Annotated in this window: 13 protein-coding genes; 2 read left to right on the forward strand and 11 right to left on the reverse strand. The window is 70.0% G+C overall.

Features of this window, described 5'->3' with window-relative positions:
- Positions 1–36: 36 nt before the first annotated feature.
- The 5 genes from ASF25_RS09550 to ASF25_RS09570 all read right to left on the reverse strand — a co-directional run bounded on the left by ASF25_RS09550 (position 37) and on the right by ASF25_RS09570 (position 5,315).
- On the reverse strand, positions 37–459 hold the full coding sequence (locus ASF25_RS09550; protein WP_056169934.1) for an FKBP-type peptidyl-prolyl cis-trans isomerase: 423 nt from the start codon (positions 457–459) through the stop codon (positions 37–39).
- 58 nt (positions 460–517) lie between these two features.
- The gene (locus tag ASF25_RS09555; protein WP_056304449.1) at positions 518–1,702 is read right to left on the reverse strand and encodes a GNAT family N-acetyltransferase; all 1,185 of its coding nucleotides are present in this window, start codon (positions 1,700–1,702) and stop codon (positions 518–520) included.
- On the reverse strand, positions 1,699–3,060 hold the full coding sequence (locus tag ASF25_RS09560) for a lipopolysaccharide biosynthesis protein (protein WP_056304588.1): 1,362 nt from the start codon (positions 3,058–3,060) through the stop codon (positions 1,699–1,701). Before ASF25_RS09560 ends, ASF25_RS09555 begins: the two co-directional genes overlap by 4 nt.
- A 201-nt stretch (positions 3,061–3,261) precedes the next feature.
- Positions 3,262–4,086 (reverse strand): GDSL-type esterase/lipase family protein, encoded by an 825-nt coding sequence (locus ASF25_RS09565; RefSeq protein ID WP_244472981.1) that lies wholly within the window; start codon positions 4,084–4,086, stop codon positions 3,262–3,264.
- Between the two features lie 128 nt (positions 4,087–4,214).
- Positions 4,215–5,315, reverse strand: coding sequence for an OpgC domain-containing protein (locus ASF25_RS09570; RefSeq protein WP_056169944.1), 1,101 nt, complete (start codon positions 5,313–5,315; stop codon positions 4,215–4,217).
- Positions 5,316–5,662: 347 nt separating this feature from the next.
- Between ASF25_RS09570 and ASF25_RS09575 the strand changes: the two genes are divergently transcribed.
- The gene (locus ASF25_RS09575) at positions 5,663–7,216 is read left to right on the forward strand and encodes an ATPase domain-containing protein (protein WP_056304451.1); all 1,554 of its coding nucleotides are present in this window, start codon (positions 5,663–5,665) and stop codon (positions 7,214–7,216) included.
- Entirely contained in the window at positions 7,203–8,243 is a 1,041-nt protein-coding gene (locus ASF25_RS09580; RefSeq protein WP_056304452.1) for a sensor histidine kinase, read from the forward strand. Before ASF25_RS09575 ends, ASF25_RS09580 begins: the two co-directional genes overlap by 14 nt.
- 9 nt (positions 8,244–8,252) lie before the next feature.
- Here ASF25_RS09580 and ASF25_RS09585 read toward each other — a convergent pair whose 3' ends face one another.
- The 6 genes from ASF25_RS09585 to tpiA all read right to left on the reverse strand — a co-directional run bounded on the left by ASF25_RS09585 (position 8,253) and on the right by tpiA (position 13,991).
- Positions 8,253–8,642 carry a hypothetical protein gene (locus ASF25_RS09585; RefSeq protein ID WP_244472961.1) on the reverse strand — a complete coding sequence of 130 codons (390 nt, stop codon included), beginning with the start codon at positions 8,640–8,642 and terminating at the stop codon, positions 8,253–8,255.
- Entirely contained in the window at positions 8,639–10,210 is a 1,572-nt protein-coding gene (locus ASF25_RS09590) for a peptidase S10 (RefSeq protein WP_056304453.1), read from the reverse strand. The genes ASF25_RS09585 and ASF25_RS09590 overlap by 4 nt, the downstream gene beginning before the upstream one ends.
- 23 nt (positions 10,211–10,233) lie before the next feature.
- Entirely contained in the window at positions 10,234–10,686 is a 453-nt protein-coding gene (locus ASF25_RS09595; RefSeq protein WP_056169957.1) for a DNA polymerase III subunit chi, read from the reverse strand.
- Between the two features lie 142 nt (positions 10,687–10,828).
- Positions 10,829–12,457 carry a CTP synthase gene (locus tag ASF25_RS09600; RefSeq protein WP_056260577.1) on the reverse strand — a complete coding sequence of 543 codons (1,629 nt, stop codon included), beginning with the start codon at positions 12,455–12,457 and terminating at the stop codon, positions 10,829–10,831.
- 196 nt (positions 12,458–12,653) lie between these two features.
- The gene (secG, locus tag ASF25_RS09605) at positions 12,654–13,094 is read right to left on the reverse strand and encodes a preprotein translocase subunit SecG (protein ID WP_056169963.1); all 441 of its coding nucleotides are present in this window, start codon (positions 13,092–13,094) and stop codon (positions 12,654–12,656) included.
- Between the two features lie 132 nt (positions 13,095–13,226).
- Positions 13,227–13,991 carry a triose-phosphate isomerase gene (gene tpiA, locus ASF25_RS09610; protein WP_056169966.1) on the reverse strand — a complete coding sequence of 255 codons (765 nt, stop codon included), beginning with the start codon at positions 13,989–13,991 and terminating at the stop codon, positions 13,227–13,229.
- Positions 13,992–14,054: the final 63 nt, after the last annotated feature.

The raw sequence follows: 14,054 nt of genomic DNA on the forward strand, positions 1-14,054 counted from the left end.
GCCTTTCGCGTGTTGAGCCAGCTTGAAGTGTTCGGCCTACTTGGCGCCGAGAAGCTCAACATCGAAGATCAGGGTGGCGTTGGGCGGGATCAGGCCACCGGCACCGCGTGCGCCGTAACCCTGGTCGGACGGGATGATGAGGGTGCGCTTGCCGCCGGTCTTCATGGTGGCGACGCCCGTATCCCAGCCGGCGATGACCTGACCGGCGCCGAGCGTGAAGGTGAAGGGCGTGCCGCGATCCCGCGAGGAATCGAATTTCTTGCCCGGCTTGCCGTTGTCGTCGAGCCAGCCCGTGTAGTGGACGCTGACCTTCTGGCCGGCCTTCGGCTCGGGTCCGGTGCCGACGACCTCGTCGCGGTACTGGAGCCCGGAGGGCAGGGTCACGGTCTCGGCGGCGGAAGACGCTGTGGTCATGGCGAGGAACAAGGCTCCGGTGAGGGCGAGGGTCGGGCGAAACATACGGCGCTTCCTGTCTGGCGAACCGATGTGGGCCAGTCGCGAGGCACGATGTGGGGCGTCAGCCCCTGCCCATCAACCTCTGAGCCAACGCGCTCTCGGCGAGACGTCGCTTCGCTTGCGCCCGGGCGGCGTGCTCGAACCGGGCGAGACGAACCCGCCGCTCGACGGACACGAGCCCGCGCACGCCCTCGGGGGCAGCGATGATCTCCGCGACGGTCTCGCGATCCGGGTAGAGGCTTTCCAGAGCCGAGCCAGCGAGGGTCGCGGAGTCCAGGCGCTCGGCGAAGCCGGTCTCTTGAAGCGCGCGCACGATCTCGGCTTCGAGCACGAGGCCCGGCGCCCCGGCCCGCTCGGCTTCGTCGTAGGTGGTCTTCAGCAGGCAGGCGGTCCCGCCGGCAACGAGCGCGAGGCTGATGGCGAGGGGGCGCCCGTCGCGCATGAGGAGATCCGCCCGCGCGCCGACAGGCCCGCCCGCATCGGAAAAGAGCGCCCGCGCGAAGGCGGCATGCGAGGTGCGGCATGCCAAGGCGCTTCCGGCGGCGCCCTTCCATCCGGCCTGTTCCAGGGCCAGGAAAGCCGCTACGGCCGCGCGCAGGGGTTCACCTGCGGTGGCGGTCTCCAGGGTCAGGGCACCCCCCTCCGACAGCCTGCGCCGGCGCCGGCGCAGATCCTTGAGACGCGCCCGGTTGGGATGGTCGGCCTCGAAGGCAGCGAGACTGGCGCGCCGATCGAGCACCGGCCGCGGGAAGGCGTCGACCTCGCCGAGCGCCCAGCCCGCCGCGTTCAAGGCGGCGGAGAGTGCCCGTCCGAGGTGGGTCCCGGTGGCGAGCAGCGGCCAGCGCCAGGGCCGCCCGCCGGATGCGGCGCGCAGGCCCGCCACGAGGGAAGCGAGGGTCGCCGACAGCTCCGGTCCGTCGGCGACGAGGGGCAGGGTCGCGGTGACGAACGGCGACAGGAACGGACGGGCGACGGGACGGCCGAGGCCGCACAGGTCGTAGGTGAGCCGGAACGGCAGAACGGCGTCGAGGCGGTCGCCGGACCGCACCGTGACGATCCGCAGATCGTCCGACACGAGGCCGGCACTGCGGTGCGCCTCCAGAACGTGGCGGCTGTAATGCGGGTGCGGATCGATGGCCCGCGCGAAGAGGCCGTCCCAGGCGGCCCCGTGCCGGGAGAGGTCGGTGAGAGCGACGACGGCGAAGGTCGGATCGGGTCCGGATATCCGGCGGGTCGGAGCGATCATCGGTCTCGTGTCCGAAAGGAGCCGAGCCGGACCGGCGTGGCGAGGCCGTGGATCGCGTGGGCGGCGATCGCCATGGCGAGGCCCCGCACGGTGGTGGCGACCGCCATGGCGATCGCGGCGCCGATGACGCCGTAGGGCGGCACCAGCACCCAGCACAAACCGGCGGCGAGACACAGCATCGCCAGGGTGACGGCCGCGCAGACGCCCTCGCCGCCCAGCATGGTCAGAAGGTCCTCGCCCGGCCCGAAGACGCTCGCGGCGACGCTGCCCGCCACCAGAACCGCGAGGATCGGCAGGCTGTCGCGGAATTCGGGGCCGAACAGACCGAGGAGCAGGGGCGCGGCCGCCAGCACGCCGGCCCCGACGAGAAGCGTCGCCGCCAGGGTCAGGGCGCCCTGCATCCGCACCAGGGCGGCGAGGCCGCCCCGGTCCCCGGCCGCATGGGCGGCGGTGAAGCGCTGCGCCGTGGCGGCGGAGGCGGCGAAATGCACGAAGGCGACGAATTGCTGGATGCGGGTGGCGGCAAAGTACAGGCCCACGGTGGCGGGCGGCATCAGGGCGCTGAGGATCACCACGTCGACGACGTTGAACCCGGCGCTGGCGAGATCCGTCAGGGCGATGGGCAGGCAGGCACGCAGCCAGGGGCGCCAGCGATAGGCGCGCGGCCCGGGCGGATGGACGGCACGCAGGCGGCGGATGAGACAGATAGCCTGGAGGGACGCCGCGAGCGCCGTAGCCAGGAGGGTGCAGGCGACGGCGACCCAGGCCTCGGCCGGAGCGCCGGACCACACCGCCCCCACCATCGCCGCCATGATGAGCCCCTGGCGCAGGAGGTAGGGCGGCGCGATGGCGAGCACCGCCCAATTCTGACTGCGGGCGACGCCCTCGCAGAAATCCTGCAGGGCGAACAGGGGGAGGATGGCGGCGGCGAGCAGGATCGGCGCACCGTAGGGGCCGGCGAGCAGCGTTCCCTCCGCCCGGAGGACGAGGAGCCCGGCGCCCGCCAGCAGGCCGGCGGCCAGCAGCGTGACCACGGCGCCGCCGAAGAGGAAGCCCCGCACCGCGTCGTCGCGGCCCACGGCTTGGTCCGCCGGCAGGAAGCGGCAAGCCCCCTGCGACAGGCCGAGGGTCGCCGAATGGCCGAGGATGCCGATCCAGACCCAGACGGCCGCGAAGATGCCGTACTCGGTGCCGCCCATGAGGCGGGCCATGAGAACCTGCGCGACGTAGGCGAAGCCGGCCGAAGCGATGCGGATGGCAAACACGTCGAGGGCGGCCCGGGCCGGCCCGGAGCGGGCTCCGCGCAGACGCGCCGCGAGGGTGCCCCAAACCGATGCGCCGATGCGATCCGTCGCCATGCCCATTCGTGCGTCCCTGGCCCGACGATCGGGTCTAGCGCACCGGCCTTGCGAGGGGGTTAAGTGCGACGACCCGGAATCGGCGCGTCGGCTAGAGCCGCGTCCGACCACGTTGGGTCGGGACGTATCGCGAAACCTTTAATTTTGCCGCGCTCTTTTCCGTCGAACCGACATCCACTTCGGCGGAGAGCGCTCTCGGCATCAATCGCCGGGGGCGACGAGGATGGACGGCGGTGGGGACGCCGCCTTGACCGCCGCATCGCGCGGCGGGACGATCACGGCCGTGGGCGTCTTCGTGGTTCCGGTGACGACGGTATCGGCCTGGAGAAGCGACAGGGTGATGGCGCGGGTGACGTGTTCGGCCATGCAGCGCAGGCCGAGGTCGTTGAGGCGGAACTGGGAACCGAGCAGGTGCCCCTCCCCCTTCTGGCCCTGGCCCGACAGGTAGCGCATCGCCTCGTAGCGCTGCACCAGGGGCACGCCCTCGCGGACTGCCACCTCCTGAACCTTGCGCACCAGGCTGTTGTAATACTCGTCCGCCGCGAGGCTCGCCGTATAGACCGGGGTGACCAGCACCACGTCGATCTCGTGGCCTTTGATCCACTGCACGGTCTCGTCGAGGGCGTTGGCGAAATCCTCCGCGTCCACCCGCGCGAGGGCGTCGTGGGTGCCGACCTGCCAGATCACGAGGTCGGGCTCGATCTCGGCCACCATGTTGCGCAAGCGCTCGGCGGCGCCGGACGCGATCTCGCCCTGCATGCCCCGGCTCTCCACCACCACGTCGACATCGGGCAGGGAGCGCTCCAGGGCGGTCTCCAGCTTCACCGGGTAAGTCGCCGACGCGCCGGGGCCGGCCGACGACGAGCCCACGGTGAGCACCCGCACCGGCCGCTTCTCCGTCAGGGCGAGCTTCACCGCGCCGAGACGCGCTAGGGTGTACAGCTTCGAGCCGGGCACCCGGCATTCCGGCGACAGGGTGACGTCGAGGGCCTCGGCGCCGTCCGGCCCCGGCGCGGTCATCACCATGGTCTTCGGCGGCGAGACCACGGTGGCCGGGCCCGCGGCGGCGGCGGGCGCGGGCGCGGGCGCGGGCGCCGACGGCTCGGCGCGGACGGGGCGGCAGGTTGCGGCAAGTGTCAGGCCGACGGCGAGCGTCAGGCTGGCGGCGAGGAGGGCCGCGGCTTGCGGGAGCGCCATTCGACGAACCATGCGGTGAAACCCAGTGCGATCAGGCCCGATCCTACGACGGAAACGTCAACGAAGACACCGCCACCCGTCCAGAAGCGGACGAGTTGCGCGGCCAGACTCAGGAGCGATCCGATGGAGAACACGGCGAGGGAGTTGCGGCCGAGGCCGGCGAGGTAGCCCGCCACCGGGCCGAGGCGTGGTGCCAGCACGGCGTAGAGGGTCTGGAACGCGAGCAGCATCCCGAGGAAGTGGATCAGCCGGGCGGGGGTCAGGTAGGTCTTGTCGAAGGTGAAGAGCAGGCGCGGCTCCGGCACCAGCAGGGGATCGGGCCGGATCTCGAGGACCGACAGGACGATGCCCGTCAGCACGATGGCGATGCCGAGGGGCACGAGACGGACGGACCAGGTCCGCAGCCACGGGGAGCGCCGGTTCCAGTCCTCGGCGACGAACCCGAGGACGAGGAGAAGCTGCCAGCACAGGGGATCGAAGAACCAGTCGCCCTCCCCCGGCCAGGACGGCAGATTCAAGTCGAACACCAGGCTCGCGAAGTAGAGCCCGAACGACAGGGCCAGCGCGGCGACGCGGCTGACACGGGCCAGCAGCACGAAGATCGGCGCGATGCCGAGGAGCACCACGTAGAGCGGCAGGATGTTGAAGAAGCCGAGCTGATGGGTCAGCAGCGCGAAGCCGACCATGGTTTGGATCGGATCGGCGAAGAACCCGCCGGCATTGTGCCATTCGAGGAGAAGCGGATTGTCGAGAACCAGGGCGGTGCCGGCGATCATCGCCAGGGCGAGGGCCATGGTGGTGATCTGCGCCCGATAGACCTCGATGGTCCGCGACAGGAGTCGCAGCACGGATTTCAGGCGCGGTTCGGGGCGTCCGTCCCGTCCCCGCGTGGCGATGCCGATGGACCAGCCGGCGAGGAACACGAACAGCTCGGCCGCGTCCGAGATGCCGTACTGCGAATAGGTATAGCGCTCGAAGGTGTTGCCGGGGATATGGTTGACGAAGATCGTGACGAGGGCGAGCCCGCGCCAGAAATCGATCGCGTTCGGTTCGCGCATCGGACAGTCCGGGTTCCGTCGGCTCGAAAGGGCTTCGCGGGCGTGACCGACCCGGACGGACCGCTCCATGCGGTCAAGGCCGGTGGTGATACGGTGCCGGGGGCCTTCTGCAAAGGCTTGACTGATCCGCAAGAATGCTGCGGTGAAGCGTCGGCGGTCCGGTCGGGACGCGGGGAAGCTCTATGCCACGCAGGTCCGGGTGGAACCCCGCCCGCTCCCACCCGTTCAACGGCGCCGGGAACGAGAGAATGGCGTATCTTTTGCCCGTCGGTCGAAGACGCTTCGCCGGCTCGGCCCTAGGGTGCCCAAGGCCTTGATGACAAGGCCCCGATGAACAGAGTCGCCGAATGACCACCCCCGCCACCGCCGACGCCATGCCGATCCCCACGGGGGTACCGGGGCTCGATCACATTCTCAACGGCGGCTATGCGGCCCAGCGGGCCCACCTCATCGAAGGGCGCCCGGGCAGCGGCAAGACCACCCTCGGCCTGCAGTTCCTCATGGACGGCGTGAAGCTCGGTGAGCGTGCGCTCTACATCACCCTCTCGGAGAGCCGGCGCGAACTCCTGTCGGTGGCCGAACGCCACGGCTGGAGCCTCGACGGCATCGACATCTACGAGCTCGTCCCACCCGAACTCAGCCTCGACGCGAAGCTGCAGCAGAGTCTCGTTCATTCCTCCGACCTCGAACTCGGCGAGACTGTGCGGATGGCCCTGGCGGAGATCGAGCGGGTCAATCCGTCCAGGGTGGTGTTCGACAGCCTGTCGGAAATCCGCCTGCTCTCCCAGGGGTCCCTGCGCTACCGGCGCCAGGTGCTGGCGCTCAAGAGCTACTTTCTTCTCAACAACGCCACCGTGCTGATGCTCGACGACCTCAGCGCGGAGGAGAACGACCTCAATCTCCACTCCATCAGCCATGCGGTGATCCGCCTGGAGCAGGTGACGCCGGATTACGGCGCCGGGCGCCGTCGCCTGCATGTCATCAAGATGCGCGGCACGAAGTATCACGGCGGTTATCACGACTTCACCATCCGGAAGGGTGGCCTGCGCGCCTACCCCCGCCTCGTGGCCGCCGGGCATCACACGACCTTTCCGGAGGAGACCGTCTCCAGCGACGTGCCCGAACTCGACCGGGCGCTCGGTGGCGGCCTCGACCGGGGCACTACGACCCTGGTGATCGGCCCCTCGGGCGCCGGCAAATCGACCCTCGCGCTCAGCTATCTCGCCGCCGCCCTCCGACGGAAGGAGCGTGCGCTCATCCTGTCCTTCGACGAGACCATCGGCATTCTTCTGCGGCGTGCCGCCGGTGTCGGCATGGATCTCAGCAGTTTCGTCGCGGATGGGCTCCTGCGCGTCGAGCAGATCGATCCGGCCGATGTTTCGCCGGGTGATTTCGCCGGCCGTATCCGCGACGCCGTCGAGAACGACGGCAGCCGGATCGTCGTCATCGACAGTCTCACCGGCTACATGAGCGCTATGACGGGCCAGCCCGCCCTCGTTCTTCAGATGCACGAGCTCGTGACCTACCTGAACCAGCAGGGCGTGGTGACCATCCTGATCCTTGCCCAGCACGGCATGGTCGGGCGAATGGATTCACCCGTCGACCTCACCTACGTCAGCGACGCGGTGGTGATGCTGCGGTTCTTCGAGGCCTCCGGCCGGGTACGCCGCGCCCTCTCGGTGCTGAAGAAGCGCACTGGCATGCACGAGGACACGATCCGGGAATTCCGGATCGACACCCAGGGCCTGCGCGTGGGCGAAGCGCTGACGGGCTTCCGCGGCGTTCTCACCGGCGTGCCGACCTACGAGGGCGACCGCCGCGATCTTCTCGACGACCGGGAAACGGGCAAGCCGACTCGCACCTCCGAGACCCAGGCCGGCGCCAGCCATGCCAAGCCGTGACGCCAACGTCCTTATCCTGGCGCCCGTCGGTCGGGACGGAGCCGTGGCCGCCGCGATCCTACGCCAGGTCGGGATTCCATCGCGGATCGAGACCAGCCTCGAGGATCTCGTCGCCGGTCTCGACGGCGCGGCCTGCGCGGTGGTCACCGAGGAAGCGCTTCTCAAGTCCGATCGCCGGGACATCGCCGGTTGGGTCGAGCTCCAGCCGCCCTGGTCGGACTTCCCCTTCGTGCTCCTGAATCACCGCGGGGCGACGCCCGACGAACGGCTGACCAGCCTCCTCGGCAACGTCACCGTCCTCGAGCGCCCGTTCCACCCCGCCGTCTTGGCCAGCGCCGTGCGCTCGGCGCTGCGCGCGCGGCGTCGGCAATGGGAAGTCGAGGCGCATCTCTTGGAACGTCAGAAGACCCACGAGCGTCAGGCGCTACTGATTCGCGAACTGCATCACCGCGTGAAGAACACCCTTGCGACGGTGCAGGGCCTGCTCGGGGCGACGGCGCGCAGCACGAAGACCATCGAGGCGTTCTACAGCTCGTTCTCGGACCGCATCGTCTCCCTCGGCAAGACCCACACCCTGCTGACGGAGGATTACTGGCAGACGGCGCCCCTGCACGAGCTGCTGCAGAACGAACTCGGCCATTACAACGCGGCGGATGGCGGACGCATCGCCCTCGACGGACCGGCCATCGAGCTCGCCGCCGACCTCGCGGTTCCGGCCGGGATGGCGTTCCACGAGTTGACCACCAACGCGGCGAAGCACGGCGCCCTGTCGCAGCCGGGCGGCCGGATCACCGTGACGTGGTCGGTGGCACAGACGGAGAGCGGCCGGACGCTCAACCTCGATTGGACGGAATCCGGCGGCCCGCCCGTTTCCGTGCCGGAGCGCAAGGGCTTCGGCTCGACCCTGCTGCAGCGGGTGCTGGCCCAGCAATGCAATGCCCTCGTGGCCATCGACTACAACCCGGCGGGCCTGCGCTTCCATCTCGAAGCGCCGATGCCGGAGGAACGGCTGGTGCCGAGCTACTGAGGCGATGCGCTACTTCACGATCCGGTCGAGGCGGTTGTTGACGAAGAAGTACAGTTCCTTGGCGCCGGGCTCCGTATAGAGCACCTGCACCTCGCGGCCCGAGCGGCCCTCTCCGACGAGGACGTCGGTGGGCGGTTTGCCCTTCAGGCGCACGAGATCGCATTCGCCGATGCCGGGTTCGATGGCGGTCGCCCCGGTGGGAACCGGACCGGAACAACTTCCGTCCCCGTTCAGCACCGGCCCCGAGAAAGTCGGGGCTGGAGCGGGCCTCGGGGCGGGCGTCGCCACCGGCACCGGCTCGGGCGCCCGCGTCTCCGTGCTTGTACAGGCGGAAAGCCCCCAGCCGGCGAGGACGAGGAGCCCGAGGGGCGACAACCGATGGGCGGGGCGTGGGATCACAATTTATCCTTCTGCGTGGGCTTTTGCGGCTCCACCACCGTGCCGCGTGCCTTGAGCGCCTCTTCGAACAGCGCGGCGGCGTCCTTGTGGAAGGCGGCGCGGGAATCCGGACGGGAATAGAACATGTGTCCGCCGGGGTACACGGAGAGGCTCAAGCGCCCGCCGCCGAAGGCCGGCATCTGGTCGATCAACAGCTTCGAGGCGAAGTAGGGCGTCACCAGATCGGTGAAGCCATGGGCGACCAGCACCCGCAAGTTGCCGTCGAGGGCGAGGGCGCCGCGCAGGGCACCGAGGGCTTCGGGCGCCATGCGTCTACTTCCCCAGGTCCAACTCCGGTTGACCGCGCCGTTGAGGAGTTCGTAGCGCAGATCCGGCACCTTCCAGTTCAAGCGCTCCGCGTAGAGGGCGATCATCGCGCTCGTGAGCGGTGCCTGGATGGCGGTGAGCAGCGGGTCCTCGAAGCCCGAGGACAGGGCCGACGGGTCCGGGTCCCAGCCTGTGACGCCGGTGTCGTAGGCGCTGGCGACACGTCCGGTGTCGCGACCGATCTCGCGCTGGACACCGCTCAACGAGAGCCGCCCGGCCTGACGCCGCACGAAGGCCGGATCGAGCCCGGCCAGGGCCCCGACCCGGTCGCCGAGGCGTGCGACGGCGGCCGCATCCGACGGTCCTTTCAGAAGGTCGGCGAGGTAGGGGCCGGTGGCGTAGGCCTCGGCCTCGGCCAGGGTCGCGCGGGTCGGCGTCCCGCCCGCCCGCTCGATGGCGGCGGCGGCGAAGGACGGCAGCTTCAGCATATGCCCCCACGGCGTGGTGCGGGGGGTCTGGAGCCAGGCGAAATCGAGGACGGGTGAAAGCAGGACGAGGCCGGACAGGCCGACGCCGATCTCCTCTTGGAGCTTGGCCGCGATGAGCGGCCCCCGGAACCCGCCATAGCTCTCGCCGACGAAGAACTTCGGCGCGGCCATGCGTTCGTTGGTGCGCAGCCAGCGGGCGATGGCCGAGGACAGGATCGAGGCATCGGCGTCGACGCTCCAGTACTTCTTGCCGTCGCCGTCCGCCGCGCGGCTGTACCCGGTACCGACGGGATCGATGAAGACCAGGTCGGTGAAGTCGAGCCAGGTCCCGTCGTTGGGCACCAGGCCGATGGGCGCCGACGGGCTGATGCTCGCGCCCTCGACGGGCAGGCGCCAGGGCCCGATGGCCCCGATGTTGAGGTAGGCCGAGGCCGCCCCCGGTCCGCCGTTGAGGGCGAAGGTGACGGGGCGCGGAGCGCCCGTCCTGCCCGGCATCGAGTAGGCGATGAAGGCGATCTCGGCCTGGAGCTTACCGGCCTCGTCCACCAGGGGAAGACTGCCGGCCCGGGCGGTGAACGCCAGCGTACGCCCGTCCGGCAGGGCGACGCTGTGCTCGGTGACCGCGTCGGCCGGGAGCTTGCGCCCCTCCGGCCCCCGCGCCTCGGGGGACTTGCGGGCTTCCTGAGCCGGTCGCTCGCCGTGGGGCGAGGGCTGGGCGGCGAGGGGATTTGTCAGGAGCAGCACGGCCGCGAAGCCGAGGGCGAAGCGTTGCATGGTCTGTCCTCGGGGAGCGCGCATCAGGCTTTCTTCTGCCAGCGGCCGTCTTCGTCCTGCTGCCAGTAGGCGATGGCGTGGCCGGCGGCCTTCGCCTCCTTCCACTGTTCGCGGGCGCGCAGGAGCGCGTCCTGGTCGGTGCCGTCGAACAGCACGCAGATACGGGCGTAATCGTCGGCATCCTCCGGCAAGGCTGCCCCCTCGACGAGGAAGCGGATGGCAGCACCGTTGGGGTTGGCGCCCTTCAGGGTCAGCACGACGGGATGGCCCGCATGATCCGGGTCGCGGTCGGTGCCATGGGGCAGGAAGCTGTCGTCGGTGTAGGTCCAGAGGCCGTCGTCGAGGGCCTGGAGCCGCTCTTCCGTCGCGACCTGGATCGCCGCGCGCCATTGCCGCTCCAAGGAGCGCTCGACGAGGCTCGGCAGCACCCGCTCCAGGGGCTGGTGCTGCAGGTGGTAGAACAGGATCTCGGTCACGCCCCCTCCTGGCCCGGTCGCGACGACACGGGGCGCGAGCGACCCGAGTCCTGTCGGCACCAGAGTTAGGCATGCCGGGGAGGATAAGGAAGCGCTCATGCGCCGCGCGGAAACGTTTCCCGGCGCGGCGCGTCGTCCCGGCTCAGACCAGCCGGCTCTGCACGATGGCGGCGCCGACGAAGCTCTGGAACAGCGGATGCGGCTCGAACGGTCGGGATTTCAGCTCCGGGTGGAACTGCACGCCGATGAACCACGGGTGGCCGACATGCTCCACGGTCTCCGGCAGCAGCCCGTCGGGCGACAGGCCGGAGAAGCGCAGACCCCGGGCCTCCAGGCGCTCGCGATAGGCCATGTTGACCTCGTAGCGATGGCGGTGACGCTCGGAGATGGCCGTGGTGCCGTAGATCTCGGCGATCTTCGTGTCGGCGTGGAGCGTCGCGTCGTAGGCGCCGAGCCGCATGGTGCCGCCGAGGTCGCCAGCGGCCGCGCGCTGCTCCAGTTCGTTGCCGCGCAGCCATTCCGTGAGGAGGCCGACCACGGGCTCCGTGGTCTCGCCAAACTCCGTCGAGTTCGCGTCCGGCACGTCGGCCAGCGACCGAGCCGCCTCGATCACCGCCATCTGCATGCCGAAGCAGATGCCGAAATACGGAATCTTCCGCTCCCGGGCGTAACGCGCCGCCCGGATCTTTCCCTCCGCGCCGCGCTGGCCGAAGCCGCCGGGTACGAGGATGCCGTTGATGCCTTCGAGGAACGGCGCGGGGTCCTCGCGCTCGAACACCTCGGCCTCGATCCATTCGAGGTTGACCTTCACCCGGTGGGCGATGCCGCCATGGGTCAGGGCCTCGGTGAGCGACTTGTAGGCGTCCTTGAGACCCGTGTACTTGCCCACGATGGCGATGGAGACCTCGCCCTCGGGGTTGCGCACGCGCTCGGAGATGGTCTGCCACTTGGTCAGGTCCGGCTCGCCCTTTGGTGTGATCCCGAAATGCGCCAGCACCTCGCGGTCGAGTCCGGCTTCGCGGTAGGACAGCGGCACGTCGTAGATGGAGGCGACGTCGCGCGCCTCGATGACGGCGGTCTCGCGCACGTTGCAGAACAGGGCGAGCTTGCGGCGCTCGTCCACGGGAATCGGCCGGTCGCAGCGGCACAGCAGCATGTCGGGCTGGATGCCGATGGAGCGCAGCTCCTTCACCGAGTGCTGGGTCGGCTTGGTCTTCAGCTCGCCGGCGGACGGGATGTAGGGCAGCAGGGTGAGGTGGACGAAGGCCGTGGCGCCGCGCGGCAGTTCCTGGCCGAGCTGGCGGATCGCCTCGAAGAACGGCAGGCCCTCGATGTCGCCCACCGTGCCGCCGATCTCGACGAGGACGAAGTCGAACGCCTCGTTGCCCTCGAGCACGAACGCCTTGATGGCGTTGGTGACGTGCGGGATCACCTGGATGGTGGCGCCGAGATAGTCGCCGCGCCGCTCCTTGGTGATGATGTCGAGGTAGATCCGGCCCGTGGTGATGTTGTCGGCCCGCGTCGCCGGCAGACCGGTGAAGCGCTCGTAATGGCCGAGATCGAGGTCGGTCTCGGCGCCGTCGTCGGTGACGAACACCTCGCCGTGCTGCGTCGGGCTCATGGTGCCCGGATCGACGTTGAGGTAGGGGTCGAGCTTGCGCAGGCGGACCGTATGGCCGCGCGCCTGGAGCAGAGCCGCGAGGGCGGCCGATGCGAGACCCTTGCCGAGCGAGGAGACCACGCCGCCGGTGATGAAAACGTACCGCGTCATGGGCCTCGGTTCATAAACAAGGGTGGACGATTCGCCAAACCACAATAACGCTTATCCCCCGCGCAAGCCGGGCATGCACGGAATGTCGTCCGTTCGGGGGGCGTCGGTTCGGGTTTCCAGCCCGGATGGGCCGGTGCCGACCCAGCAGCGAAACGTCGGGCGGGCGTGAAAAGCGGCGGGTATCCGTCGACTGCGATCAGCGCGACTGCGGCGCCTCGGGGGCGACAGGCGCTGTCGGCGCGACCGGCGCAGGGGCGGCGCTCGGAGCCGGCGCGGCGGCGCCCGGAGCCGCCGGCGGCGTGCCGCCCTGCTGCTGCCGCAGGGTATCGAGGAGATTTCCGGCATTCGGCTGGCCGGCGGGCGTCGTGGTGCCGGCGCCGTCGAGGATCGAGCGTGGGGCGGCGCTGCGATGCGACAGCACGCCGAGGGTCATGCTCGTGGCAAAGAACAGCGCCGCCAGGATCGCCGTGGCCCGGGTCAGGGCATTGGCCTGTCCGCGCCCGGTCATGAAGCCCGAGACGCCACCGCCGCTACTGCCGCCGCCGAGCCCGAGGCCGCCCTCCGAGCGCTGGAGCAGCACCACGGCGATGAGGCCGAGCACGACGATGAGGTGGATCGAGATGAGGACGGTCTGCATCGGTTATCCAGGGGCGGCACCGCCGGGGGCGCACGCGGGAGGGATCGGGCGCGACGCACGCACCCCGCGCCGGCCGGTGATTTGAGCCGGCTGTTACACCAACCCGCGCCGGAACGCCAATGGGCCGCCGGGTCAGCGGGCGTAAGCGCCGACGATCCCCAGGAAGTCGTTCGCCACCAGGCTCGCACCGCCGACGAGTGCGCCGTCGACGTTCTCGACCGCCATGAGTTCGCGGGCGTTTCCGGGTTTGACCGAGCCACCGTATAGGATGCGGACCTTCGCGGCCTCCGGGCCGATGAGCTGTCCGAGCATCTCGCGCAGGGACGCGTGCACCTCGGCGATGTCGGACGGCGTCGGGGTCAGGCCGGTGCCGATGGCCCAGACCGGCTCGTAGGCGATGACCGTGTCGGCGCCCGTAGCGCCCTTCGGCACGCCGATGGCGAGCTGCGCCCGCACGATGTCGAGGGTGCGGCCCTCCTCGCGCTCGTCCTGGGTCTCGCCGACGCAGATGATGCCGCACAGGCCGGCGCGGCGCGCGCCCAAAGCCTTGGCGTGGACGCCGTCGTCGGTCTCGTGGTGATAGGCCCGGCGCTCGGAATGGCCGACGATGACGTAGGAGGCGCCGAGATCGGCGAGCATTTCGGCCGAGATGCTGCCCGTGAAGGCGCCGCTCGCCTTGGCGTGGAGATTCTGGCCGCCGATGGCGATGGGCGAACCGTAGACCGCCGCGACGCAGGAGGAGATCAGGGTCGAGGGTGGACAGATCAGGACGTCGACCTCGCAGAGCAGATCCGGACTCAGACCGTTGCGAACGGCCTCGACCACGGCGACGGAGCCGCGCAGGCCGTTCATCTTCCAGTTGCCCGCGACCAGTGGCCTGCGCCCCGCCTTCGTCATGGAATCTTCGCTCCGCGTCTCGACCCGTCCAGCTTCGCGCCGGCCCTACCAGATCAGCCGGGC

It is taken from the genome of Methylobacterium sp. Leaf100 (assembly GCF_001422845.1).
Taxonomy (GTDB): domain Bacteria; phylum Pseudomonadota; class Alphaproteobacteria; order Rhizobiales; family Beijerinckiaceae; genus Methylobacterium.

Coding starts and splice junctions, on each gene's coding strand:
- ASF25_RS09550 (WP_056169934.1), bottom strand. CDS start 459: ATGTTTCGCCCGACCCTCGCCCTCACCGGAGCCTTGTTCCTCGCCATG.
- ASF25_RS09565 (WP_244472981.1), bottom strand. CDS start 4,086: ATGGTGATGACCGCGCCGGGGCCGGACGGCGCCGAGGCCCTCGACGTC.
- ASF25_RS09600 (WP_056260577.1), bottom strand. CDS start 12,457: ATGACGCGGTACGTTTTCATCACCGGCGGCGTGGTCTCCTCGCTCGGC.
- secG (WP_056169963.1), bottom strand. CDS start 13,094: ATGCAGACCGTCCTCATCTCGATCCACCTCATCGTCGTGCTCGGCCTC.
- ASF25_RS09575 (WP_056304451.1), top strand. CDS start 5,663: ATGACCACCCCCGCCACCGCCGACGCCATGCCGATCCCCACGGGGGTA.
- ASF25_RS09570 (WP_056169944.1), bottom strand. CDS start 5,315: ATGCGCGAACCGAACGCGATCGATTTCTGGCGCGGGCTCGCCCTCGTC.
- ASF25_RS09555 (WP_056304449.1), bottom strand. CDS start 1,702: ATGATCGCTCCGACCCGCCGGATATCCGGACCCGATCCGACCTTCGCC.
- ASF25_RS09590 (WP_056304453.1), bottom strand. CDS start 10,210: ATGCAACGCTTCGCCCTCGGCTTCGCGGCCGTGCTGCTCCTGACAAAT.
- ASF25_RS09560 (WP_056304588.1), bottom strand. CDS start 3,060: ATGGCGACGGATCGCATCGGCGCATCGGTTTGGGGCACCCTCGCGGCG.
- tpiA (WP_056169966.1), bottom strand. CDS start 13,991: ATGACGAAGGCGGGGCGCAGGCCACTGGTCGCGGGCAACTGGAAGATG.
- ASF25_RS09580 (WP_056304452.1), top strand. CDS start 7,203: ATGCCAAGCCGTGACGCCAACGTCCTTATCCTGGCGCCCGTCGGTCGG.